The organism is Streptomyces sp. RLB3-17 (assembly GCF_007113425.2).
GTDB lineage: Bacteria > Actinomycetota > Actinomycetes > Streptomycetales > Streptomycetaceae > Streptomyces > Streptomyces mirabilis_D.
Genome location: NZ_CP041610.2, coordinates 11793196 through 11815075, shown reverse-complemented (window position 1 = coordinate 11815075; position 21880 = coordinate 11793196). Strand labels below are relative to the sequence as shown.

16 protein-coding genes and 3 pseudogenes are annotated in these 21880 nt (G+C 67.0%); 4 read left to right on the top strand and 15 right to left on the bottom strand.

Going from position 1 to position 21880, the window contains the following annotated elements:
* Positions 1 to 54 precede the first annotated feature (54 nt).
* The 11 genes and pseudogenes from FNV62_RS53475 to FNV62_RS53425 form a co-directional block, all read right to left on the bottom strand.
* Positions 55 to 249, bottom strand: a pseudogene (locus tag FNV62_RS53475) (DUF1275 family protein); the annotation flags it as partial.
* A 165-nt stretch (positions 250 to 414) separates the two neighbouring features.
* The gene (locus FNV62_RS53470) at positions 415 to 1059 is read right to left on the bottom strand and encodes a hydrolase (protein ID WP_143605875.1); all 645 of its coding nucleotides are present in this window, start codon (positions 1057 to 1059) and stop codon (positions 415 to 417) included.
* 71 nt (positions 1060 to 1130) lie between these two features.
* Positions 1131 to 2762, bottom strand: a pseudogene (locus FNV62_RS53465) (IS200/IS605 family accessory protein TnpB-related protein).
* A gap of 673 nt (positions 2763 to 3435) precedes the next feature.
* Positions 3436 to 4476, bottom strand: coding sequence for a branched-chain amino acid ABC transporter permease (locus FNV62_RS53460; protein ID WP_143605012.1), 1041 nt, complete (start codon positions 4474 to 4476; stop codon positions 3436 to 3438).
* Positions 4473 to 5360 carry a branched-chain amino acid ABC transporter permease gene (locus FNV62_RS53455; RefSeq protein WP_143605011.1) on the bottom strand — a complete coding sequence of 296 codons (888 nt, stop codon included), beginning with the start codon at positions 5358 to 5360 and terminating at the stop codon, positions 4473 to 4475. Before FNV62_RS53455 ends, FNV62_RS53460 begins: the two co-directional genes overlap by 4 nt.
* A gap of 6 nt (positions 5361 to 5366) precedes the next feature.
* Positions 5367 to 6746, bottom strand: coding sequence for an amino acid ABC transporter substrate-binding protein (locus tag FNV62_RS53450; RefSeq protein ID WP_164331926.1), 1380 nt, complete (start codon positions 6744 to 6746; stop codon positions 5367 to 5369).
* 361 nt (positions 6747 to 7107) lie between these two features.
* Positions 7108 to 7830, bottom strand: coding sequence for an ABC transporter ATP-binding protein (locus tag FNV62_RS53445; protein WP_143605009.1), 723 nt, complete (start codon positions 7828 to 7830; stop codon positions 7108 to 7110).
* 2 nt (positions 7831 to 7832) lie between these two features.
* Positions 7833 to 8564, bottom strand: a complete 732-nt coding sequence (locus FNV62_RS53440; protein WP_143605008.1) for an ABC transporter ATP-binding protein — start codon at positions 8562 to 8564, stop codon at positions 7833 to 7835.
* Positions 8561 to 9598 carry a branched-chain amino acid ABC transporter permease gene (locus FNV62_RS53435; protein ID WP_143605007.1) on the bottom strand — a complete coding sequence of 346 codons (1038 nt, stop codon included), beginning with the start codon at positions 9596 to 9598 and terminating at the stop codon, positions 8561 to 8563. The genes FNV62_RS53440 and FNV62_RS53435 overlap by 4 nt, the downstream gene beginning before the upstream one ends.
* Complete coding sequence (locus FNV62_RS53430; RefSeq protein WP_143605006.1) at positions 9595 to 10473, bottom strand: branched-chain amino acid ABC transporter permease; 879 nt, start codon at positions 10471 to 10473, stop codon at positions 9595 to 9597. The genes FNV62_RS53435 and FNV62_RS53430 overlap by 4 nt, the downstream gene beginning before the upstream one ends.
* 8 nt (positions 10474 to 10481) lie before the next feature.
* Entirely contained in the window at positions 10482 to 11717 is a 1236-nt protein-coding gene (locus FNV62_RS53425; protein WP_143605005.1) for an amino acid ABC transporter substrate-binding protein, read from the bottom strand.
* Between the two features lie 657 nt (positions 11718 to 12374).
* Here FNV62_RS53425 and FNV62_RS53420 point away from each other — a divergent pair.
* Both FNV62_RS53420 and FNV62_RS53415 read left to right on the top strand, forming a co-directional pair.
* Positions 12375 to 13427, top strand: coding sequence for a LacI family DNA-binding transcriptional regulator (locus FNV62_RS53420; protein WP_143605004.1), 1053 nt, complete (start codon positions 12375 to 12377; stop codon positions 13425 to 13427).
* Positions 13428 to 13632: 205 nt separating this feature from the next.
* A complete protein-coding gene (locus tag FNV62_RS53415) occupies positions 13633 to 14175 on the top strand; it encodes a GNAT family N-acetyltransferase (RefSeq protein WP_143599674.1) in 543 nt (180 codons plus the stop codon).
* Here the strand turns inward: FNV62_RS53415 and FNV62_RS53410 are convergent.
* From FNV62_RS53410 to FNV62_RS53395, 4 genes and pseudogenes are all read right to left on the bottom strand, one after another.
* Positions 14159 to 15033, bottom strand: a protein-coding gene (locus FNV62_RS53410) for an IS5 family transposase (RefSeq protein WP_225900565.1) whose coding sequence is annotated in 2 segments (ribosomal slippage) — positions 14159 to 14643 and positions 14643 to 15033 — 876 coding nt in all. Because the reading frame shifts where the segments join, the coding sequence is not laid out codon by codon here. The genes FNV62_RS53415 and FNV62_RS53410 overlap by 17 nt on opposite strands.
* Before the next feature lie 20 nt (positions 15034 to 15053).
* Positions 15054 to 16248, bottom strand: a pseudogene (locus FNV62_RS53405) (RNA-guided endonuclease InsQ/TnpB family protein).
* 209 nt (positions 16249 to 16457) lie between these two features.
* Positions 16458 to 17816: a dihydrolipoamide acetyltransferase family protein gene (locus FNV62_RS53400; RefSeq protein ID WP_143605003.1), complete on the bottom strand. Its 1359-nt coding sequence runs from the start codon at positions 17814 to 17816 to the stop codon at positions 16458 to 16460.
* Positions 17817 to 17858: 42 nt separating this feature from the next.
* Positions 17859 to 20045: a thiamine pyrophosphate-dependent enzyme gene (locus FNV62_RS53395; protein ID WP_143605002.1), complete on the bottom strand. Its 2187-nt coding sequence runs from the start codon at positions 20043 to 20045 to the stop codon at positions 17859 to 17861.
* Between the two features lie 163 nt (positions 20046 to 20208).
* Between FNV62_RS53395 and FNV62_RS53390 the strand changes: the two genes are divergently transcribed.
* Together FNV62_RS53390 and FNV62_RS53385 are read left to right on the top strand one after the other, a co-directional pair.
* Positions 20209 to 20760 (top strand): VOC family protein, encoded by a 552-nt coding sequence (locus FNV62_RS53390; protein WP_143605001.1) that lies wholly within the window; start codon positions 20209 to 20211, stop codon positions 20758 to 20760.
* Positions 20747 to 21424 (top strand): GntR family transcriptional regulator, encoded by a 678-nt coding sequence (locus FNV62_RS53385; protein ID WP_143605000.1) that lies wholly within the window; start codon positions 20747 to 20749, stop codon positions 21422 to 21424. Before FNV62_RS53390 ends, FNV62_RS53385 begins: the two co-directional genes overlap by 14 nt.
* Positions 21425 to 21880 lie beyond the last annotated feature (456 nt).

Sequence of the window (21880 nt, the reverse complement as noted above, 5' to 3'; positions counted from 1 at the left end):
CAGTCAGCACGGCGAAGTACACGGGCGCAGCACGGTTTGCAGCCGGCGGCGATCCGCTCCCAGCAGGAAGGCCGCCAGCGACACCAGCGAGCCGAGCACTGAGAAGCCGGGGACGCCGGGGACGCCGACGGCGGCGAAGCCGATGATGACCACGTTGCCGGTCATGTTCGCGGTGAAGACATGGCCCGGTCCCAGATAGTTGACCGCACCGATGAGGCCGCTCACCGTGCTCGGTCCCGCACACGGCAGTACCTCCCGGGGCCACCCAACGAACCGTCATGCACGTGCAGTTCCGCGCCTACCCGCGCGGCGGTTGGCGTTTCTGCCGCTGCCACCCTCGAACGCCGTGCACATCGAGGTCAGCGGACCGGCGCCGGTCCGGGGCGGGGTGCCCTCGGGCCGGCGGGCCGGTGGTCAGCCCGCGGCGTGGGCGCCAATGACGGACTGGGCGTAGGCGCCGCCGTGCTCCTTGACGATGTCCATGACGGGCAGGTAGGTCTCGGCACGGGCCCAGTCGCGCTGCAGCTCGAGCAGGACCTGGATCCAGGTCACCGGCACCGCACCGGCATTGACCATCCGCTCGACGGCGTGCTCGTGTGCCTCCGGGGTGACGCCGCCGGAGGCGTCGGCCACCACGTACACCTCGTAGCCCTGCCCGAGCGCGGACAGCACCGGGAGCACGATGCACACCTCGGTCCACAGGCCCGAGATGATGATCTTCCGGCGGCCGGTGGCCTTGATCGCCTCGACGACTGCGTTGTCCTCCCAGGCGTTCATCGTGGTCCGGTCGATGATCTCCTGACCCGGGAAGACCTCGGCCAGCTGCGGCAGGATCGGGCCCGAGAACGACTCGGCGGCCACGGTGGTCAGCACCGCCGGGACGTCGAACGCCTTGGCCGCCTTCGCCAGGCCCACGGTGGCGTTGATGATCGCGGTGCGGTCGCCGCTGCTGGAGCCGAAGAACATCTGCGGCTGGTGATCGACGAACAGCATCACCGAGCTCTCGGGAGTCAGCAGATCCGGGCTGGGCGCGGCCTTGACATTGGCGATGGTGAACATATTTTCATACACGAAGTTGAACGATGAACTACATGGATGAGGCATCACTATGCCGAGGAGGCCGACCGTTCCTAGAGACTGAGCGGGAGTGAGTCCTGTTGCCAGGATTCGTGCTCAGCCGAACGCCCCGAACGGTGTTGGGTGTTCTGGTCTCCCGCGTTCGCTCCGCGTCCGGCATGCACGGATCGTGTCCGTGGTCCGGGGACGCGGGGGCGGGTTCCCTCACGCCCGGGGATGCCCGGTCGGGCCTGGACGGTCCGATGCCCACGCCGATCACTCCGGTCGTCGTGGGGCGGTGTCGTCCGTCGCCGGATCGGATATCCCTGGGCGCGCCTTCCGATCGCCACGGCGGCAGCGTCGTGGCGAGTGGTCTTCCTGGTTTTCGAGGTGAGGGGTTTTTGCCAGTGCTGGGCGCCCCAGCGGCTGGTGTAGGCCGGGTCCACGGCAATGACCGCGATGCCGGTGTGGTCGGCCATGGAGGTCAGCCGGGCGCGCAGCCTGCTCGTGGGTATGCCGGAGATGAGGCGCCGGAACCGCTTCTTGCGTCCGTGTTTCTCGCGGGTCTTCTCCGCACCGAAGTCCAGGTCCTCGATGGCGATCGCCTTCACACCACAGGTTTTGGCCCAGTTCAGCAGCCGGGACAGGGCGTGGCGGACCTGGGCGTCACGGTGATCGGCGCTGCCGGACAGGTCGTAGAAGAAGCGGCGAGGGGTGCCGGTCGGATTTCCGCAGGCATCCAGGCGCCAGGCTGCGAGGTGGTCGGCATTCATGTCGATGCCGATCACGCCCTGCGCAAGCGCGGCGGCCAGCGGGATGGTCTGGCTGGGTGGGATCTGCCACGAGGCAGTCAGGTACCAGCGGTCCCGGCCTACGTCCAGGCGGATGCGGTAGGCCACCGCCCGGTTGGCCTCGACGCGGTCGGCCCACTCGGCACCCCGGTGCGCAAACCGCACCCTGCACGCGAGGACGTACCGTCCATGCGGAGCGTTCGCCAGATACGAGAGCGGGGCGGGGAGCTTGATGCTCACCTCGCCCTCGGGACTGACCCGGATCGTCTCGTTCCCGTACCGCTTCCCGGACTCTCCGTCGGCCTGGCAGAACCAGCGCTCAGCCTCCCACCGCTGGCGCCACCCGGCCTCGGTAAGCTGCGCGGCTTCGAGATGGTGCCGGGTGCGGGCCAATTGCTTGCCGCCGCGCACGACACGCACGCGCCCGGCGTCACGATCGGCCCGCCCGGCGGCCAGCCGGTCCTCCAGCACATGCAGACGGCGCGTCTTGGCGTGCCACTCCTGCCGCGACCGATAACCCCCGGGCACCTTCTTGGAGCCCTTCTCCCCGATGGGCATCGACAGCCGATGCCCGATGGTGCGGATGCCCGCTTCCAGGTCCTGGATGTGCGCCAGCTGGCCACGGCGGGCCAGCGCCCACTGGTCGTGCGACGCCTTGGTGATGCTGCCCGCCCAACGCGACGACGAGAGCGGCGTCAGCTCCCGTTTGCGTGCCGCCCACGTGTCCGCGGAGTGTTCCAGACCATCCCGGCAGCGCGCCTTGAGGTCCTTCGAGACGAGCGCGCCCAGATGCGCGCCGACCAGGCGCAGCACCTCCTCATCCCCGGGCGTCAGATGCTTGAGCCGGGCACGGACCGCCACACCACTGGGGCCGGACGCAACGAACGGCTCCGCCAGTGTCCTCAGCCCGCCCACCCACTTCACCCCCGCCCCGAAGATCCGTCACCGCATCCAACGAGCACCGCCCGCAAAGGTCACGCATTCGATGCAAGAACGCCAGTTCCCGTTCGAAAGGCGGGGCACCACGACCCAGGGACGCGCCACGCCAAGGCCACCGGCACTCACTCCCGCTCACCAGAACAACCTTGAGTGCACTTCAGCGGCAGCAGCTCCAAACCCCTCTGAGTAGCGGCACGTCGCGCCGATGTCCTGGGATCTGTCCCGCGCGTGCCGAGGCGGGCTCAGTCGGCGGAGCCGTACGCCGGTGGTCCCGTCACGCTGCCCAAGGACGTCGAGGGCGTGCTGGAGGCGCTGGAACACGCGGGACAGGTGATGCGCTCAGCTCCTCGCCGGACCCGCGAGCCGCGGCCCAGGCCGAGATGCTGCGGGACGGCCGCATCCACGTGGGAACCTTCCAGCCCTCCTACAGGTACGAGGGCTTCGAACCGGACCTGAGCGCCACGGGCCCCGGGCTGACCTCGGCGCTCACCGACTGCATAATCCACACCCTGGGCCCCCGGGCGGACGCACCACGTCAGGTCACCTGAGATCCCTGGGCGGGGCGGCTGCCCCGCCCAAGGACGTACTCGTTCACCGGCCGCTGGACCCGCCGTAATCAGAACCCGCCTTCCCCCGCCTCGCGCCAGCGTCACACAGGGGTGCCGTCCGGCGTGGGCGTCTGCGGGGATGCAGCCTCGGCCGGCCACGGTTCACGGCGAGTTCCGCGTCGACGGCGCAGCCACTCGCCCACGGTGGGCAGGATGCCCCGGGGAAGCAGCAGGATGACGGCGAGGAACAAGGCCGCATAGCCGACCAGGTAGAACTGGCTCGCGCCGACCGAGTAGGCCAGGTACTCCTGGACGGGTGCGATGGCCAGCGCTCCGATCGTGGGTCCCCACAGGGTTCCCTTGCCTCCGAGGAAGACCATCAGCACCGTTCCGACCATCAGCAGCGGATCGACCGCATACTGCGGGAGGATGAAGGAGATGTAGTACGCCCACACCGCGCCTGCAGCGGCGGTCAGGCTGACGCTGACGCAATACATCATGACCTTGATCGCCGTGGTGGGCACACCTACGCCACGGGCCTTGTCCTCGTCCTCGCGCACCGCGGTCAGTGCGAGTCCGAGCGGGGCACGGCGGGTGACCTCGAACAGGGTGACGGCCACCGCGAGGATCACCAGCATGGCGAAGTAGAAGGGCGCCTCGTAACCATCGGGAGCGAACGGCGCCACGGCGGCTGTCAGCCCGGCGGACCCGTGTGTCACGCCGGTGAGGTTGAACGCCAGGGCTTGAGCCATGAACAAGAACGTGATGGTGACGATCGCGAAGGCCACATGGCGGGCCCGCAGGACGACCCAGCCGATGGGCGCGGCCATGACGGCCGCCGCGACCGCGATCAGCGGCACCAGGAGGAATGGCCCGTACCCTGCGAGTGCCGCCCTGTCGGGTCCGCCGAGCAGCGCCAGGGAGTAGGCGCCGAAGCCGAAGAACGCGGCGTGGCCCAGCGATATGTAGCCGGTGAAGCCGCCGAGCAGATTCCACGACGACCCCAGCGCGGCGTACATGATGGTGAGAACACCGAGGTTGAGTATCCACGAGGTGTGCACCAGCAGGGGGAAGCAGGCGCAGATCAGCAGCGGCAGGCCGAGCCGGAAAGCCGGTGTCCGTGAAAGCCGATCGAACGTCACAGCGCACCTCGCTCGACTGTGCCGAACAGCCCTTGGGGGCGGACCAGCACCACCACGAAGAGTACGGCCAAGAACGTGAACGGTGCCCACACGGGGCTGATGGTCGCCGCCACGACCGCTTCGACCACGCCGAAGGCAACCGAGGCGAGGACGGCGCCGGGCAGACTGCCCAGACCTCCCAGAACAGTGATCGAGAGCAGCCGGGAGATCAGGTCGTAGGAGCTGTTCGCGTTGAAGGGGTACAGCATCCCGTACACCGCGCCGGCACCGCCGGCCAGCGCGACGCCCACGCCCATCCCCAGTGCCCCGACGCGTTCGGCTTCGACCCCGAGCAGCTTCGCCGCGACCGGGTTTTGCACCGTGGCCCGCAGCGAGCGGCCGAACCGCGTCTTCCGCAGCAACAGCCACAGTCCGGACAGCAGTACCGCGGCGACGCCGAAGGCCAGCACACGAACCACCGACACCGTGTACCCGCCGACCTCCCACGAGGCGTTGGCGTAACTGGTGTGGATGGACCGGTAGTCGGCACCGTAGATCAAGTCGAGGATTCCTTCGATACCGATCGCCACCCCGAACATGATCAGCAAGGTCTGCTCGAAACTGACCTCGGCCTTGCGTCGCTTGACCGGCTTGATGAACAGGATCTGGACGGAGACCCCGACGACAAACATCGCGGGTATCACCAGCAGGATGGTCGCCAGCGGGTCGATGCCGAAGTGCGTGTGCAGGGTGTAGCTGAGGTAGGCGGAGAGCATCACGAAGATGCCCTGGGCGACGTTCACGACGCGCATGACACCGAACACGAGCGTCTGCCCGGTGGACATCAGCGCGTACACTCCACCGGTCAGTATCCCGAGAAGCAATGCCTGGATCAGCGTGTGCATGGCAGGTCAGCCTCCCCACGCGGGCTTGGGGATCAGGGGCGCATGTACGGCGGTATTGCTCGGATAGACGGGAAGCAGCCGGCCGTTGGTCCATTCCTCGAGCATGTTGTCGTGCCCGCTGGTCGCTCCGTCGCTGTCCCAGCTGAGGCTGCCCTCGACGGTCTGGACGGTCATGGAGTGCAGGGCCGAGATGATCGTGGTGTTGTCGGCCTTCCCGGTCTTCTCGGTGACCGCCTGCAGGATCTGTCCGGCCGCATACGCCTCGGCCGAGCTGGCGTCGATGGTGTCCGCGGATCCGCCGAATTTGGCGAGGTACTCCTTGACGAACTGCTGGTTTCCGGTGCGGTTCACCAGAGGTGACCAGTCGTTCGAGGTGAATATCCCGGCGACATTGCCCTTCCCGGCTTTGTCGGGGAAGTTGACCGGGTCGTTCGCGTCGTTCGGCATGAACAGCCACTTGGGGTTGAAACGCTGCTGGATCATCGCCCGCACCGTCTCGTAGGCGTCCTCGCCCTGCGTGCCCGCGATCACCATGTCCGGGCGGGTGGCAACGATCCGTGACACGGTGGGCCCGACGTCGGCTTGTTCGCTGGGGTAGGTCTGGTTCAACACGGTCGTGATGCCCGCGGCCTGCAACCGCCGGCGCATCGTATCCACGACCGAGGTGGCGAACGGGTTGTCGACACTGGAGTACGCGACGGTCCTGGGTCGCCGGTCGGCCGGCAGCGACAGTATGTAGTCGCAGAAACTCACGCCGAGTTCCGCCACGGGTGACGGCTGGGCGAGGAAGAGGTTGTGCAGATGCAGCGCGAAGACAGTGGGTGCGCCCCCCGCCGATTCGATGAAGGCGTATCCGTACCGGGCGGCCACCCGAGCCGCGGGCACGGTCAGCAGGCTCGACACCGGTCCGAACACGAGATCGACGTGATCCCTGCTGATGAGATTCTGGTAGTTGGTCACCACCTGGGTGCTGCTGCTCGCGTCGTCGACGATCTTCAGCTGTACCTGGCGTCCGAGGATCCCGCCGGACTTGTTGACCTGATCGGCCCAGAGTTGGTAACCGCGCTTCGCTGCTCGCGCGGTGTCGCCGAAGTCTCCGGTCATGGACAGCGAAATGCCGATCCGGAGCGGCTGATGGGAACCGCTGCCGGCTCCTGCGGCGCCCGTTGCCGGATTTGTTGAGCAGCTGGCAGTCAACAGCGTCGCCAGGATGCAGGCGCTGGAGGCCAGATTGCGTCGGATGGCTGGTGTCACGGTGAACTCCCTCTCATACCAAGGGCAGACAGGTCGATGAGCCGAGAGACCGCCAAAAGTGCGGCGGCCTTGGTGGGGGGCGGGCAGTGAGCTGGGGTCCGGGCAAACCCGGAAGCCGGCCTGTTCACTCAACGAAAGCCGCTCCCGAGCAGCGGCTGCGTTTCCGGCCCTGGCCATTTGACGCCCGCCTCATGCCGGCGGGCAACCGACAGACCCCTGTTGTGCAATCCTGCACAACAGGGGTCTGGCAAACGGGGAATAGCGGGGCTGTTCGCCCCTGCCGGGCACCAAGCACTTCTCGACGAGGGGACGTTGGGGAATGGCGAAGGCAGGCGGGGACAGCGACGCCAAAAGGGCGAGGAAGCCAAAGAGAGCAAGGGGATCGCAGCTCCCAGGCCGCCACCACGGGTGGCGGCCCGGGAACGGCCGCTGCCCTGCCCGCGGTCGGTGTCCGTGGGCAGGGCTTGCGGGTAAGGGGCCGTTGGCGTGGCACCTATCGCTGCGCGGCTCCCAGGTAGAGGCGGGCCACCTCGGGATCGTCCAGCAGTTCGGCACCACTGGCGACGAGGCGGACCCGGCCTGCTTCAAGGACGGCCCCGACGTCGGAGGCGGCCAGACCGGAGCGTGCGTTCTGCTCGACAAGGAGCACGGTGCGGCCGTCGGTGGCGAGTTGCCGGATGCTGGTGAAGACCTGCTGCCGGGATTTGGGGTCCAGGCCGATGGAGGGCTCGTCGAGAAGGATGAGCGCGGGGTCGAGGATCAGGGTCCGGGCGAGTTCGACCTGCTTCTGCTCTCCGCCGGAGAGGGAACCGGCCTGCTCCCGCGCCCGTTTGGTGCAGATGGGAAAGGCCTCGACGGCACGTTCGATGCGGGACTGCACCACCTTGTGGTCCTTGAGCGTGTAGCCGCCCATGAGGAGGTTGTCCCACACGCTCATCGCCGGGAACAGGCTGCGGTCCTGGGGAACGTGGACGATACCGAGCCTCAGCCGTTCCCTGGGCGAGAGCTTGCCCAGGGGTTTGCCGCGGAAGGCGACGGTGCCCCCTTTCGGCCGCAGCAGCCCGCTGATGGTCTTCAAAACGGTTGACTTCCCTGCCCCGTTGGGACCGATCAGGCAGGTGACCGTGCCGGGTTCGACGGTCAGGTGCACGCCCTTGAGGATGTCGCCGGCACCGTATCCGGCCACAACGGCGTCCAGAGTGAGGATCGGGGCCATGGTCAGCTCCCCAGGTAGGCGTCGAGGACGAGAGAATTGGTTTGGACCTCGCCGGGTGTGCCGGTGAAGATCCGCTTTCCCTGGTCGAGCACGATGACCGGGTCGCACAGTCGCATGACGAAGGTCATGTCGTGCTCGACGATGAGGAACGTGACTCCGGCCGCGTGCCGTTGCCGGATGTGGCGTTCCATGGTCTCGATCATGACCGGGTTGACGCCCGCGGTGGGCTCGTCCAGGAGCACCAGCTCCGGGTCGCTCATCAGTACCGCGGCGAACTCCAGCAACTTGCGCTGGCCGTAGGAGAGTTCCGAGGCCAGCAGGTCGGCGACGGGTGCCAGCCGGAACTCCTCCAGCAACCGGCCCGCCCGCTCCCGGTCGGCTCGGCTCACCCGCCGGGTCAGCAGCTGCCGCCAGCTGTAGCCGCCGGCGACCACCAGGTTCTCCTCGACGCTCAGCTGCGGGAAGACCCGGGCCTGTTGGAAGGTGCGGGACAGGCCGCGTCGGTAGAGGGTACCGGCGTCCAGGCCGGTGACCTCACGCCCGTTGAACCGTACCTGGCCGCTGTCGGGCCGCAGGTATCCGGTGATCAGGTTGAACAGGGTGGTCTTGCCCGACCCGTTGGGGCCGATGAGGGCGGTGACGGTGTCGCGCTGGACGGCGAACGAGCAGGAGTCGACCGCCCGCGTTCCGCCGAAGGACTTGGTGGCGTCGGTTACCTCGAGCAATGCGGTCACAAGTGCCCTCCTTCTATCGTCGGCACGGGGGCGCCGACGGCCGTTCGCAGGGTGGACGGGCCGGCGTCGACGGCTCTGGCCCGGCTGCGCCGCCGGATCAAGTCCTGGACGGTGGGCAGAATGCCGCGCGGCAGCAGCAGCATGATCAGCAGGAACACCAGGGCATAGGCGATGAGGTAGACCTGGCTGCCGCCGAGCTGGTAGGCGAGGTACTGCTGGGCGGATTCCAGGATGAAGGCGCCGATGACCGGGCCCCACAAGGTGGCACGGCCTCCGAGGAAGGTCATCAGGACGATCGCGATCGTGATCAGCGGGTCGATGGCGAACTGCGGGTAGATGAAGCCCTCGTAGTAGCCCCAGACCGCGCCCACCATGGCCGTGAAGCCGACGCTGAGGGCGAAGGCCAGCAGCTTGACTCCGGTGGTGCGCACGCCGATACCGCGAGCCTTGTCCTCGTCCGCGCGTATCACGACCAGACTCAGTCCGACCTTGGTGCGCGTGATCGCGTACGTGACTGCCATCGCCATCGCGAGCAGCACCAGCAGGACGTAGTAGAAGGGCCGGTCGAAGCCGGCTCCCGAGAAGGGCGGCTGTGGCAGGGCCAGCCCCTGTGCGCCTCCAGTGATGTCGTGCAGGTTGAACGCAAGGGTCTGGGTGACGAACAGAAGCGTGATGGTGACGATGGCGAAGACATCGGCCCGAGTGCGCATCGCCACTGCGGCGATGGGCAGGCCGAGGACGGCACCGAGCAGGCCGATCACCGGCAGCGCCCAGAACGGCTCGTAGCCGCTGGTGACGGAGTGGTGGGCGAACCACAGTCCTTCCGCGTAGGCGCCGATGCCGAAGAAGGCGGCGTGGCCGAGGGAGGGATAGCCGGCGAACCCGCCGACGATGTTCCAGGCGCTGGACATCACCGCGAACATCAAGGTGAAGATCAGCATGTTGAGCGCCCAGTGCGCCAGATCGAACGACGGCAGGGCCGCCAGCAGCGCGAAGAAGACGGTGGCGCGTGCTGCGCCACGGAACGCTTTCATATGGCCCCCCTGGTCGCGGTGCCGAAGAGGCCTCGCGGCCTCAGGAGAAGGATGAGGAGGATGATGACGAAGTACGTCATGCCGGACCAGGACGGTGAGAGCGTCGAGGCGACCACGGCTGAGGAGACCGACACGATCACCGCACCGACCACGGCTCCGACCACGCTTCCCAGACCACCGAGCAGGACGATGGACAGCAGCAGCGAGATCAGGTCGTAGTGACTGCCGGAGTTGAAGGGATACAGCAGTCCGTAGACGGAGCCGGCTGCTGCCGCGGTTGCCGACCCGAGCCCGAAGCCGAGGGCGGACACGCGCTGGGCCTCGACGCCGAGCAGACGGGCGGCGTCCGGGTTCTGCACGGTGGCGCGCACGGCCCGGCCGAAACGCGTCCGGTTCAGCAGCAGGTACAGAAGGCCGAGGGCCACGAGCGAGAGCAAGAAGCCCCACAGCCGCACCAGGGTGATCTGGTAGCCGAATACGGTCCAGCTGGCATTGACGTAGGAGGTGCTGACACTTCGGTAGTTGGTCTTCCACATCACGCTCATGACGCCCTCGACGAGCAGGGCGACGGCGAAGGTGACGAGCAGGCTGAGTTCGGAGCGGTCCTCCCTCTTCAGCGGTCGCAGGAAGCACACCTCGACCGCCACCCCCAGCACGAACATCACGACAGTGGTGATCGGGATGGCCAGGAACGGGTCGATGCCGAAAGAGGTGAACAGTTGATAGGCCAGGTAGGCGCCCAGGATGACCATCGCTCCCTGCGCCAGATTGACGACCTTCATGATGCCGAAGATCAGGGTCTGCCCGGAGGCCATGAGCGCATAGACGCCGGCGGTGAGGACGCCGAGGATGAGGGCCTGGATAAGGCTGTGCATGGCCTGTGTCACCCGCCCCAGTTCGGCTTGGGGTAGACCGGCGCGACCCGGGCGACACCCGCGGGGTAGACGGGCACGAGCTTACCGCCCTGCCACTGGACGAGGGAGAACTCGCCGGTCGGAGAGCCGTCGGCCTTCCAGGCCAGGTTCCCGAGCAGAGTGGGCCAGCTCCCCGAGTGCAGAGTCCGGGTGATCGTGGCGTTGTCGAGCTTGCCGGTCTTCTTGGCGACCTCTTCCAGCAACTGACCGCAGGCGTAGGCCTCGGCGGAGGTGTTGTCGATCTTCTGCGGAGTGCCGCCGTACTTCTTGATGTACGCGGCGGTGAACCCGGCGCTTCCCTCTGCGGTGGACCCCGGATACCAGTCACCGGATGACATGACGCCCGTGGTGTTGCCGGAACCCACCTTGTCGGGGAACTGCTGCGGGGAGTTCGCACCGTTCGACTGGAACATGTACTTCGGGTTGAAGTGCAGCTGCACCAGCGCCTTGACCTGCTGGTAGGCGTCCTGGGTCTGGGTACCACCGACCAGGACGTCCGGGTGAACCGCGGCAACTCCGGCCATCACCGGGGAGAGGTCCTGGGTCTCGGCCGGATACACCTGCTTGTAGACGGTCTTGATGCCTGCGGCCTCGAACTTGACCCGGACGCTTTCGGCGACCGGGGCGGCGAACGGGTCGTCCAGCTCCGCGTAGGCGGCGGTCTTCGGCCGCTTGTCGGCCGGGAGCGACAGTATCCAGTCGGCGAACACGTCACCGGAGCGGGTGGAGGGCGCCGGCTGAACGAAGAAAAGGTTGTTCAGGTGCTGTTCGAAGACCTTCGGACCACCGCCGGCCGGCTCGAGGAAGGCGTATCCGTACCGCCTGGCGACCTGCGCCGCCGGTATGGTGAGCAGGCTGGAGAACGGACCGAACACCAGACCGACATGATCCTGGTTGATGAGGTTCTGGTAATTGGTGATGACCTGGGTGGGGCTGGACAAGTCATCGACGATCTTGATCTGCACCTTGCGGCCGAGCAGTCCGCCCTTGGCGTTGACCGAGTCGGCCCACAGCTGGTAGCCGCGCTGAACGGCCTGACCGGAATCGGAGAAGTCCCCGGTGAGCGACACCGAGGCACCGATCACGAGCGGGCCATGGGCTGATCCGGCGCCGTCGGAGCCAGAGGTGGCGCAGCCGGTCGCTGCCAGTGCGCAGGCAGCGGCAACCGCGGTCCAGGCGTTCCGGCGACGTGCGTTGCGTTTCATGTGTCGTCCTTGTGAGTGGCGTGTGGAGAGGTCATCGCACCAACCAGACCGGTGGCCGAGCCGGCCGGCCCGCAGCGCAACTGGGCGGACCCGGTGGTGCAGTTACGAGGAGACGGGCTGCGCGGCCGCCTTCCCTTCAGCAGGGTTGCGCAGCGTCACCGGCACCAGATGGTGGTCGGCGAGTGCCTCTTGGCGACACCGCGCGCGGCAGAGGTTCGCCCTTATCGGCGGGTGCGGTTGTTCACGGCCATGCCGTGTCCGGCGTTCCAGGGCCGCCCCGCGAGCTCGAGGTCCATGCGCCCGGTACCGATCCATTCCGGTGCGGACGGTCTACGACCGGGTTTGACATGCTGCCTCATCTCTTGAGAACGGCACACCCACCGGCCAATTCCTGCAATCGGATGCGGCACCGCCCGATCCTGGCGGAACGACCGATCAAGAGGTAGGCAGGTGACTGGACAACAGTCGCCTGATCGCACAGTGGAGCAACCACCGCGGTTGCGACCAGATGTTTGGCAATCGGTTGCACGACGCCCCATGTTGTGCAGTGCACCACACGGTGTCAAGAGGTCGGAGAACCCATCTTGCCGCTGGGCCGGACCACAACTGGTATGCGAACGGTTGCAGTGAGGGCTGGGGCTTCCTTAGACTGCCGGCGTGAGCAGCCGCGCGACGATATCCGACGTGGCGCGCCAGGCGGGGGTACACAAAGCCACCGCCTCCCGCGCCCTGAACCCCGCCACCAGCAGTCGGGTGAAGGCGGCCACGGCCCGGCGTGTCCAGCAGGCGGCCAGGCAACTGGGCTACACCCCGAACGCGGTCGCCCGAAGCCTGCGCACCAGCCGCTCGTTCACGGTGGGCGTGCTCCTGCCGGACCTGACCAATCCCCTCTTCCCCCCAATCGTCCGAGGGATCGAAGAGGTACTCAGCGTTCAGGGCTACACGGCTCTGCTGTCGAACACCGACAACGACGACGACCGGGAACGTGCCCAGTTCCAGGCATTGGTCGACCGCCAGGTCGACGGGTTCATCATCGCCACCGGTCTGCGACGGCATCCCCTGCTGGAGGGGGCCTTCGAGGCGGGAGTCCCAGTCGTGCTGGTGAACCGCGGCACCGATAAGTCGATGTTTCCGCTGGTCAGCGGGGACGACGCCACCGGGGTAACGCTGGCCGTCGACCACCTGGCCGAACTCGGCCACAGGGCGATCGCCCACCTGGCGGGTCCGCCGGGACTGACCACCAGTCTGGTGCGCACTCGCGCCTTCCGGCAGGCCTCTCAGGCACATGCTCTGCCTGCCGAGCTGACTCCGGTGGTGGCCAGCGCCGCGTACGAGGAGAAGGCCGGCGCGCGGGCCGCCGAAGAGCTGCTGGATGCTCACCCGGAAGTGACGGCGATCGTGGCAGGCAATGATCTCATCGCCCTCGGCGCGCTCCACACACTGCGGGCACGCGGCCTGTCATGCCCACAGGACGTGTCCGTGATCGGTTTCAACGACATGCGCTTTGTCGACGAATTCCAGCCGCCGCTGACCAGCGTCCGTGTGCCGCACCAGGAGCTCGGTGCCGAGGCCGCCCGCCTTCTGCTGGAGCAGCTGCAGTCGGACCCGGAGCAACCACACTCACGACGGCCGATCCCCAAGACCGTCATGCTGCCGGTCCGGCTCGTCGTGCGAGGATCTACCGCCGCTCCCCGGACGCGGACTTCCTAAGAGTCATCACGTAATGCTGGTTTGAATCCTCCCCTCCCTGAAGGGAGGGGGATTCCTTACCCTCCAGGGCTTGTGTGGGGATTTCTAGCTCACGCTGCCAGGCGGGGCGGCGCCCCGTCTGGTCCTCCGCGATCAGTACTAGGGCGTGTATCGAAAGTGCCTGGTGAGGATGGAGGAGAGCCCATTTGTGATCCAGAATGATTGGATGGTCACGCTTGAGACTCCCCGTTTGATCCTGCGTCGCTGGCGCGAGGAAGACGTTGCGCCCATGGCTGCCGTCAATGCCGACCCCGCGGTCATGCGGTGGATCCGTGACGGCAGCGTCCTTGACGAACAGCAGACTCGTCGCCGGGTCCAGGCATGGGAGAGCGAGTGGGAGTCACAGGGCTTCGGCCTGTTCGCCGTGGAGATCCGGTCCACTGGCGAGCTGGCCGGATTCACCGGCCTTTCGGTGCCCAACTTCTTGCCGGAGGTACTGCCGGCGGTTGAGGTCGGCTGGCGGCTGGGACGTTCCCACTGGGGGCAGGGCTTGGCCACCGAGGCCGCTGCGGCCGCTGTACGGTTCGGGTTCGAAGAGCGAGGGCTGGAGCGGATCGTCAGCATCACTCAAGTGGGCAACGACGCCTCCGAACGAATCATGACCAAACTGGGGATGCATCCGGTCCGTGAGACGGTCAATCCCACCGGGGGTCGGCGAGTACGGGTGTTCGGCTTGTCGTCGGACCAGTACGTCACAACCACTCGTTGATGGCGGCAACGAGGACTGTGGCCTCGTAGCGGACCGCAAGTTTGTCGTACCTTGTGGCCACGGCCCGGTGCCTCTTGAGGCGATTGATACCGCACTCGACCGCGTGCCGAGCCTTGTAGTCCTGCGGGTCGAACTTCGGCGGCCGGCCGCCGCGCGAACCGCGCTTCTTACGGTTGCGGGCCTGGTCGGCCTTGTCCGGGATGGTGCAGAGGATCCCGCGCCGCCGCAGGTAAGCGCGGTTCTTCCGGGAGGCGTACGCCTTGTCGGCGCGCACCCGACCTGGCCGGGTACGCGGCCTGCCCGGCCCGAGACGCGGGACACGGATCTTGTTCAGGACAGGCTCGAACTGCGGGGAATCCCCGCGCTGTCCGGCCGTGATCACGATGGACATGGGCTTCTGGCCCTGTTCGACGGCCAGGTGCAGCTTGGTGGTCAGGCCACCGCGCGAGCGCCCGAGCCCGTGGTCGTCCGGCTCGACGGCGACGCCTCCGGGCGGCTCCTTCTGCAGCTCCCCCTTTTCCTCGCCCCGGCGGCGTGCTGGTGGGCCCGGCACACCGTGGAGTCGACGTTGATGTCCCAGGTGATCAGCTCTTTCGCGTCGGCCCGGGCCTGCAGCGCGGTGAGGATCCGATGCCAGGTGCCGTCCCGCTGCCACCGGCGGAACAGGTCGTACGCCCGGCCCCACGGCCCGTACTCGGCTGGCAGGTCCCGCCAGGGGATGCCGGTGCGGACCCGAAACCGTATGCCGTCGATCAGCCGCCGCCTGGCCCACGTCGGCGGCCGTCCGGGCTTCTTGCCCTTCGGCAACAGCGGTTCCAGCACCGCCCATTGCGCATCCGTCAGATCTCCACGTGTCACGAACCAAGATCATCTCACGTTCAAGATCCACTTTCAATACACGCCCTAGCCGGGTTGAGACCAGCCCGGACCAGCATCACGTGGGCGGAGTTCTTATCCCGGGGGGATACGGCTCCGCACGCGGTGCAGGCATACGTTCGCATCGAAAGAGGTAGTGCGTGCTTGGTTCTCGCTCCGCACCGTGCGCAGTCCATCGTGGTGTGCGCGGGGTGTACCAGGTGCACGGTCCGGCCGTGCTTGCGGCCCATCTCGACCAGGGCCGTCTTGGTGGCGCCGATGGCGGCGTCGGCCGCCTTCTTGGCCATGGTGGTCTTCGCGAGGAACTTCGGCTTGAAGTCCTCCACGGCCAGGGCGTCATGGTCGCGAACAACGGACTTGGCCCACTTGCGGCCGCTGTCCTGACGCTGCCGGGCGACCTTCTTGTGCAGCTTCGCGACCTGCCGCTTAGCCGTCTTGTAGCCGTTCGAGCCGGGTTTACCCTCCGCGGGCTTACGCCTCGCACTCATCCGCTGGTATCGGGCGAGCTTCTGCGCTGCGGTCTTGCCGTGCTGGGCGTGCGGAAGGTCGTGGGCGTCGGACGTGGTGGTCGCGGTCTCCTTCACGCCCCAGTCGATACCGATCACACGGCCCGTCGCGGGCAGCGGTTCGACCTCGGCAGCAACGACGAACGAGCAGTACCAATGCCCGATGGAGTCCTGATAGACGCGCACGCTGGACGGGTCGACTGGAAGCTCCCGCGACCACACCACCGTCAAGGCGATGCCACCGGCCACGTACAGACGGCCGTCTTTGACGGAAGCCGCGCCGAGTGTAGTTGAGAGACGGCAGCGCCTCGCGCTTCTTCTTCCACTTCGGCATCCCAGCCCGGCGACGCATTGGCAGCCGGTCTTTGATGTCCTTCTGCGCCTTGGCGCGGGACTTCCCAAAGTCGCGTATCAACTGCTGCTGCGGAACGCTGGAGCCCTCACTCAGCCACACGTCCCGTTTACGGGCCTCGGTCAGCATCTTGTCGAGCTGCGCCGGACCGCAGGTCGTCTTCTCGCCCGTGGCCTTGTTGTGCATGTGGGTCTGCTTCGACTTCGCGACGCATTCGTTCCACACCCACCGGCACCGGTCCCACTCACCCAACAGCGCGGCGCGGGCCGTGGACGACACCCGAAGCCGGAACGTCCACCGGGCGCGCCCGGCGTCCTCCGTCTGCGCTTGCATCGTCATGAACCACAACTTATCTGGAAGGACCGACAGTTGAGAGCAATTGATCTTGCTGGACTTCCTCACCCCGCCATCGGATGAACGCCGTTTCGCCCTGCCGGCGAAACGGCTATCCCTGCCCTGCTCCGCAGGAGTCCGATTCCTCCCCGGCCTGAAGGCCAGGGCATCCTCGGAGGAATCAGGTGACCAACGCGCTGATCCACGCCGACCCTCTAAAGGAGCAGGAGCATCGGCTGCTCGATCGCTTTGGTGAACTCGCTCATCCAGCGCGCTGCGTCGGCGCCGTCGACGGCCCGGTGGTCGACGGAGAGCACCACGCGCATGACGGTCGCTGTCGTAAGTGTTCCGTCGTCGCTGACCGCCGGCTCTTTGCGGCCCGCGCCGACGGCGAGGATGGCCGCCTGGGGCGGGTTGATGATGGCGGAGAATTCCTCCACCCCGAACATGCCGAGGTTGGTGATGGTCAGGGTTCCGCCCTCAAGGTCCCTCTGGGTGAGCCGTCCGGCGCCGGCCTGTTCGACGTACTCCTTGACCTGGTGGGCCACGCTGCCCAGAGGTCGCGAGTCCACGGATCTGACGACCGGGGTGACGAGGCCCCGGGGGGAGGCGATGGCAACGCCGATGTCGACGGACGCGTAGCTGAGCATGTGCTCGTCCTGCCATACGACGTTCATCGGCGGTACCTGCTGGTGCGCATACGCAGCCGCCTTGATGACGAAGTCGTTGACCGAGACGCGTGTGGCGGAGACCTGGTTGACCTCACTCCGCAGAGCCAACAGTGCGTCGAGGCGGGCGCTGCCCTTGAGATAGAAGTGGGGAGCCTGCTGCTTGCTCTGGGTCAGGCGGGCGGCGACAGCACGCCGCAGGCGCGTGTGCGGGATGATCTCGGCAAGGCCGGGCTGTGCCGCTGCGGCCTGCCTGCCGGCCTCCGAAGCCGGCGCCGATGGCGTGGGTGCCGGGCGCTCCGCCTCCGGCGGGGTCTGGCTGACATTGGTCAGTTCCGCCGCTGAGGTCTTGGCGGCGAAGCCGTTGTCCGCAGCCGCGCCACCGTCCGCTCGGGCCGCGACCGCCCGTTCGACGTCCTTGCGGACGATCCGCCCGTGCGGTCCGGTGCCGTGGACATCGGTCAGCGACAGTCCGGCCTGTTTCAGCAACCGCCTCGCAAGGGGACTGGCGAAGATCCGTTGGGGTTCCTCGGTTGCGGCCGGTGCGGCGCCCAGTCCTTCCGGCAGCGGGCTGGTGGTAATGCCGGCCTGCGCAGTGGCGTTCGGGGAAGGGGGTTCGGCGATTGCCAGTTGGGCGAGCACGGCGTTCAGGTCGGTGAAGTCCTCGCCTGGATCCAGTAGTACCGCGATGGGCGAGCCGACCTCCACAGTGCTGCCGGCCTCGGCGAGGATGCCGGCCAGCGTGGCATCGTGCTCCGCCTCCAGCTCGACCATCGCCTTGTCGGTTTCGATGACGGCAATGGGATCCCCGGCGCCGAAGCTGGTGTGCTCCTTGACGAGCCACTGCGACAGCAACGCCTCGGTTGATCCTGCCGCCACCTCGGGCATGTGCAGCAGCTTGGCCATGACCTCTCCTTGTGTCCTCTTGACTGCGGGAATGCGGCGAGCTCAGTCGGCGTCACGGATCTGCTGGAGCCGGGCGATGATCTCCTCGGTGCCGGCGATGGCGGCGCGCTCAAGGACCTTGCTGATGCTCGGCGATGACTCGGCCCCCGTCACGCGCTGCACCGGCTGGTCCAGCCAGTCGAAGAGGCGGCGCTGGATCTCGTCGGCGAGCCAGCCGCCGTAGGACGTACCCGCGGCGCCCTGCTCGACGATGAGAACGTTGTTGGTCTTCTTCACGCTCTCCTCGATCGCCTCCCAGTCGACGCCGGCCCGGTCCAGCCACCGCAGATCGATGACATCGGCGTCGACCGTCTCGACCGCGTCCAGCGCCTCCAGGCACCGGTCCACCATCGACAGGTAGGAAATGACGGTCAGGTCCTTGCCCCGCCGCCTGAAGGCGGCCTTGCCGACCGGGATGAAGTAGTCGAAGTCGTCGACCGGTCCGATGCCCGTCGAGTTGTACAGGTCGACGTGTTCCAGGACGACGACGGGATCCTTGCAGCGCAGGGCAGCGTTCATCATCCCCACGTAGTCGAAGGGGGTGCTCGGTGCTGCGATGCGCAGGCCGGGGGCGGTGGCCAGGATTCCGGCGGGGTCCATGGTGTGCTGCGAGCCGTAGCCCGTGCCGGCGGCGATCTTGCTGCGGAGCACGAAGGGCATGTCGCTGTCGCCGCCGAACATGTGCCGGACCTTGGCGACCTGGTTGAACAGCTGGTCGGCCGCCACCCACATGAAGTCGGCGTACATCAGTTCCGCGACCGGCTTGTAGCGTCCGTCGAGGGCAATGCCGCCGCTCAGGCCGACGAATGCGTTCTCGCTGATGGGCGTACCCAGAATCCGACCCGGGAAGTTCTCGGGGAGGTTCTTGGTGGCACCGTTGGTGCCGCCCTTGAGCTTGTGGACGTCCTCGCCCATGACGACGATGGAGTCGTCCTGCGCCATGCGCCGCTGCATGACCTTGCTGACCACGTCGATGAACTTGACGGTGTCCGTGGCGCCGGTGAAGCTCTCTGCTTCCTCGAACCGCACGCCCTCGTCGAACTCGCTGAGGTTGCTGCGGACGCCGACGTCGACGAAGGTCGTCTCGGGCCACTCCGACGCCTTGATCCGCCGCTGGCCGGGCTTGCCGTCGGGTACCGGTTCCAGCAGCCCGTCGCCGATGTCGGACATGGTGGTGGCTATGTCGGCGGCTGCCTGGTCGATCTCTTCCTGGGTTGCCAGCCGACGGCGCAGCAGCTGCCGCTTGAGCATCTCGAGCGGGTCGCGCTCGCGCCATCTCTTCTCCTCGTCCTTGTCCCGGTACCCGAAGGCACTGCCAGGGTAGGGGCCGTTTTGGTGGAAGAACCGGTAGACCTCAGCCTCGATGATCGTCGGGCCGCCTCCGGAGCGCATGACGTCGAGGGCTTCCTGCATCGCCAGGTGGACAGCCACGGGGTCCATGCCGTCCACTCGCCAGCTGGGGATGTTGAAGCCCAGGCCGCGGGCGGACAGTCGCGGCTCGGCGGTCGCCTCGTTCACGTGGGTGGATACTGCGTACTGGTTGTTCTCGATGAAGAAGCAGACGGGCAGTTTCCATGCTGCCGCGAGGTTGAACGTCTCCAGGACTGAGCCGATGTTCACGGCGCCGTCACCGAAGTAGGTCACTGACACAGCATCGGTACCGGCCTGTTGGTGGGCCCAGGCGAAGCCTGCAGCCTGCGGGACACCGCCGCCGACAATGGCGTTGGTGCCCATCGCGCCGGCTTCGCGCCATTGCAGGTGCATGGATCCGCCGCGGCCCCGGCAGAACCCCCGTTCGAGACCGCAGATCTCGGCCAGCGTGCGCTCCAGAACCGTCCGCACGCCAGGCGTGATCTTCTCCAGTGATCCGGACGGTGCATCGGCGACATGCGCGAGCGCCTTGGCCAGGAACTGGTGGTGGCCGCGGTGGGTGCCGTTGATGAAGTCACTGCTGCGCAGAGGCAGCACCGAACCGATGGCTCCTCCCTCCTGCCCGATGCTCGAATGCGCAGGGCCGTGGATCAGCCCCTGGCCTGCGAGCTCCAGTACGTACTCCTCGAAGGAGCGGATCCACAACAGGTGACTGAGCATCCGGCGCAGGACATCGCCGTCGGCGCTGTCCCAGTCCTTGTCGGTGGTCCGCAGTTCCACCCAGTTCGACGCCGCGCGCAGCCGGTGATGCGTGGCCATGAAGCCTCCTCGACGTGGCTTGATACATGCCGGACCCTGACACACATTGGATCCAACGACAAGCCGTCGACTGAAGATAGAGAGGGACTGACAGGCACTTTCCGGCTACGCGAGGGCACCACTAGACTGACGCGCGCAATGATCGGATCCAATAGGAGGACTCGTGAGAGAGTCAGCATCCGGACTGCCCGGTCTGGCCGGGGTCGACCACTTCGGATTTACGGTCCCCGACCTCGAAGAAGCACGGCATTTCCTCGTCGATGTCCTGGGGTGCGAGTACATGTACACACTCGGCCCTTACCAGGACGACGGAACCTGGATGGCCGATCACCTCAACGTGGCGCCCGACACCGTGATGCGCCGCCTGCACTTCTTCCGCTGCGGCGGCGCGGCGATCTTCGAAGTGTTCGACTACGAAGCCGCAGACCAACGCCTCGAACAGCCGCAGAACAGCGACATCGGCGGTCACCACGTCGCCCTCTACGTCGAGGACCTCGACGCGGCCGCTGCATACCTGCGCGGCCGCGGAGTCCGCGTACTCGGCGAACCGACCACGAGCAAGGGGCCCAGCGCCGGCCAGCGGTGGGTGTACTTCCTCGCACCGTGGGGCATGCAGTTCGAACTCGTCTCGTACCCTGGCGGTAAGGCGTTCGACAGGCTCCCCTCGCCGGCGCAAACCATGCAATCGCACCGGAGGGCACGTGGCGACCACTAAGGCAGCGCTCAGGCCGGGCGTCGCCAGCAGGCGCATCGCGGAGCACCTGCGCGAGCAGATCCTCGCGGGCCAGCTGTCGCCTGGTGAACGCATCGTCCAGGACGAGATCGCCGAGCAATTCGGCGCAAGCCGGCTGCCCGTTCGAGAGGCTCTACGCATCCTGGAGTCCTCTGGCCTGGTGACGCTGCGCTCCAGCACCGGAGCGTGGGTCACCACGATGGAGCAGCGCGACTGCGAGATCGCCTACAAGATCCGCGAACGGGTCGAGCCCCTGGCTCTGGCCGAATCACTCGCTGCGCTGAGCGACACCGACATCGACCGCCTCGAGGAGATCCAGGCACAGATCGAAGCCTCCGCAGGTGTCGAGGACTTTCTGCGCCTGGATCGCGAGCTGCACACGCTCACCTACAGCGGCTGCACCCTCACCGAGCTCAGCAACATGGTCAACCGATACTGGGACATGACCCAGCACTATCGACGCGCCTTCACCCGCCTGGCCGGTGCCGACCGTAAATGGGTCATCAACACCGAGCACCGGCTGCTCATCGAGGCCATCCGGCGCCGAGACGTCGAAACGGCCGAACACGTGCTCGTCGGCCACATCAAGCGCACCCGCCTTGAGCTTCTGCGCCATCCCGAGGTGTTCTCCACCGAGCAGCAGTGACGACGCACTCGGCCTCACACGGCATGTCCGGCAAAGGCGCTGACGCCGTGTGACGCCGATCTCGCTCGGAGCACGTGACAAGGTGCGCTGCAGGCAGTCGCCATTGTCTCCCAGCGGGCCGCACAGCTGGTGGGCACAGGCCACCGCCGTTGCCGTGTCCCTTTCGCGCCCACCGCTCGTCCTGGATCAACCAGGTCCAGCGGTGTGGTTTGGCCTGCTGCCCAACCAGCAGACACGGCGAGGCGTTCACAAGGTCGCCCAAGCCTGGAGGAGGACATCCGCACCTGGATCGAGACCTGGAACGGGGGTCCTGGCCGAGCGGCCTGCCTCGGCAGAACCTGCATATCGTGCCCGAACAGTCTGTCGGCAACCTTCATCGGCCAGTCCCTGCACCGAGAAGGTGTCGACGCTCTCGCAACCAGCCAGGGTGATCACTGTCGGCGGGTGGTCGATCAG

Excerpts from the sequence above, each read along its gene's own strand:
- FNV62_RS53425 (WP_143605005.1), bottom strand. The coding sequence starts at position 11,717 with ATGAAACGCAACGCACGTCGCCGGAACGCCTGGACCGCGGTTGCCGCT.
- FNV62_RS53445 (WP_143605009.1), bottom strand. The coding sequence starts at position 7,830 with ATGGCCCCGATCCTCACTCTGGACGCCGTTGTGGCCGGATACGGTGCC.
- FNV62_RS53470 (WP_143605875.1), bottom strand. The coding sequence starts at position 1,059 with ATGTTCACCATCGCCAATGTCAAGGCCGCGCCCAGCCCGGATCTGCTG.
- FNV62_RS53415 (WP_143599674.1), top strand. The coding sequence starts at position 13,633 with ATGGTCACGCTTGAGACTCCCCGTTTGATCCTGCGTCGCTGGCGCGAG.
- FNV62_RS53430 (WP_143605006.1), bottom strand. The coding sequence starts at position 10,473 with ATGCACAGCCTTATCCAGGCCCTCATCCTCGGCGTCCTCACCGCCGGC.
- FNV62_RS53395 (WP_143605002.1), bottom strand. The coding sequence starts at position 20,045 with ATGGCCACGCATCACCGGCTGCGCGCGGCGTCGAACTGGGTGGAACTG.
- FNV62_RS53455 (WP_143605011.1), bottom strand. The coding sequence starts at position 5,360 with ATGCACACGCTGATCCAGGCATTGCTTCTCGGGATACTGACCGGTGGA.
- FNV62_RS53400 (WP_143605003.1), bottom strand. The coding sequence starts at position 17,816 with ATGGCCAAGCTGCTGCACATGCCCGAGGTGGCGGCAGGATCAACCGAG.
- FNV62_RS53435 (WP_143605007.1), bottom strand. The coding sequence starts at position 9,598 with ATGAAAGCGTTCCGTGGCGCAGCACGCGCCACCGTCTTCTTCGCGCTG.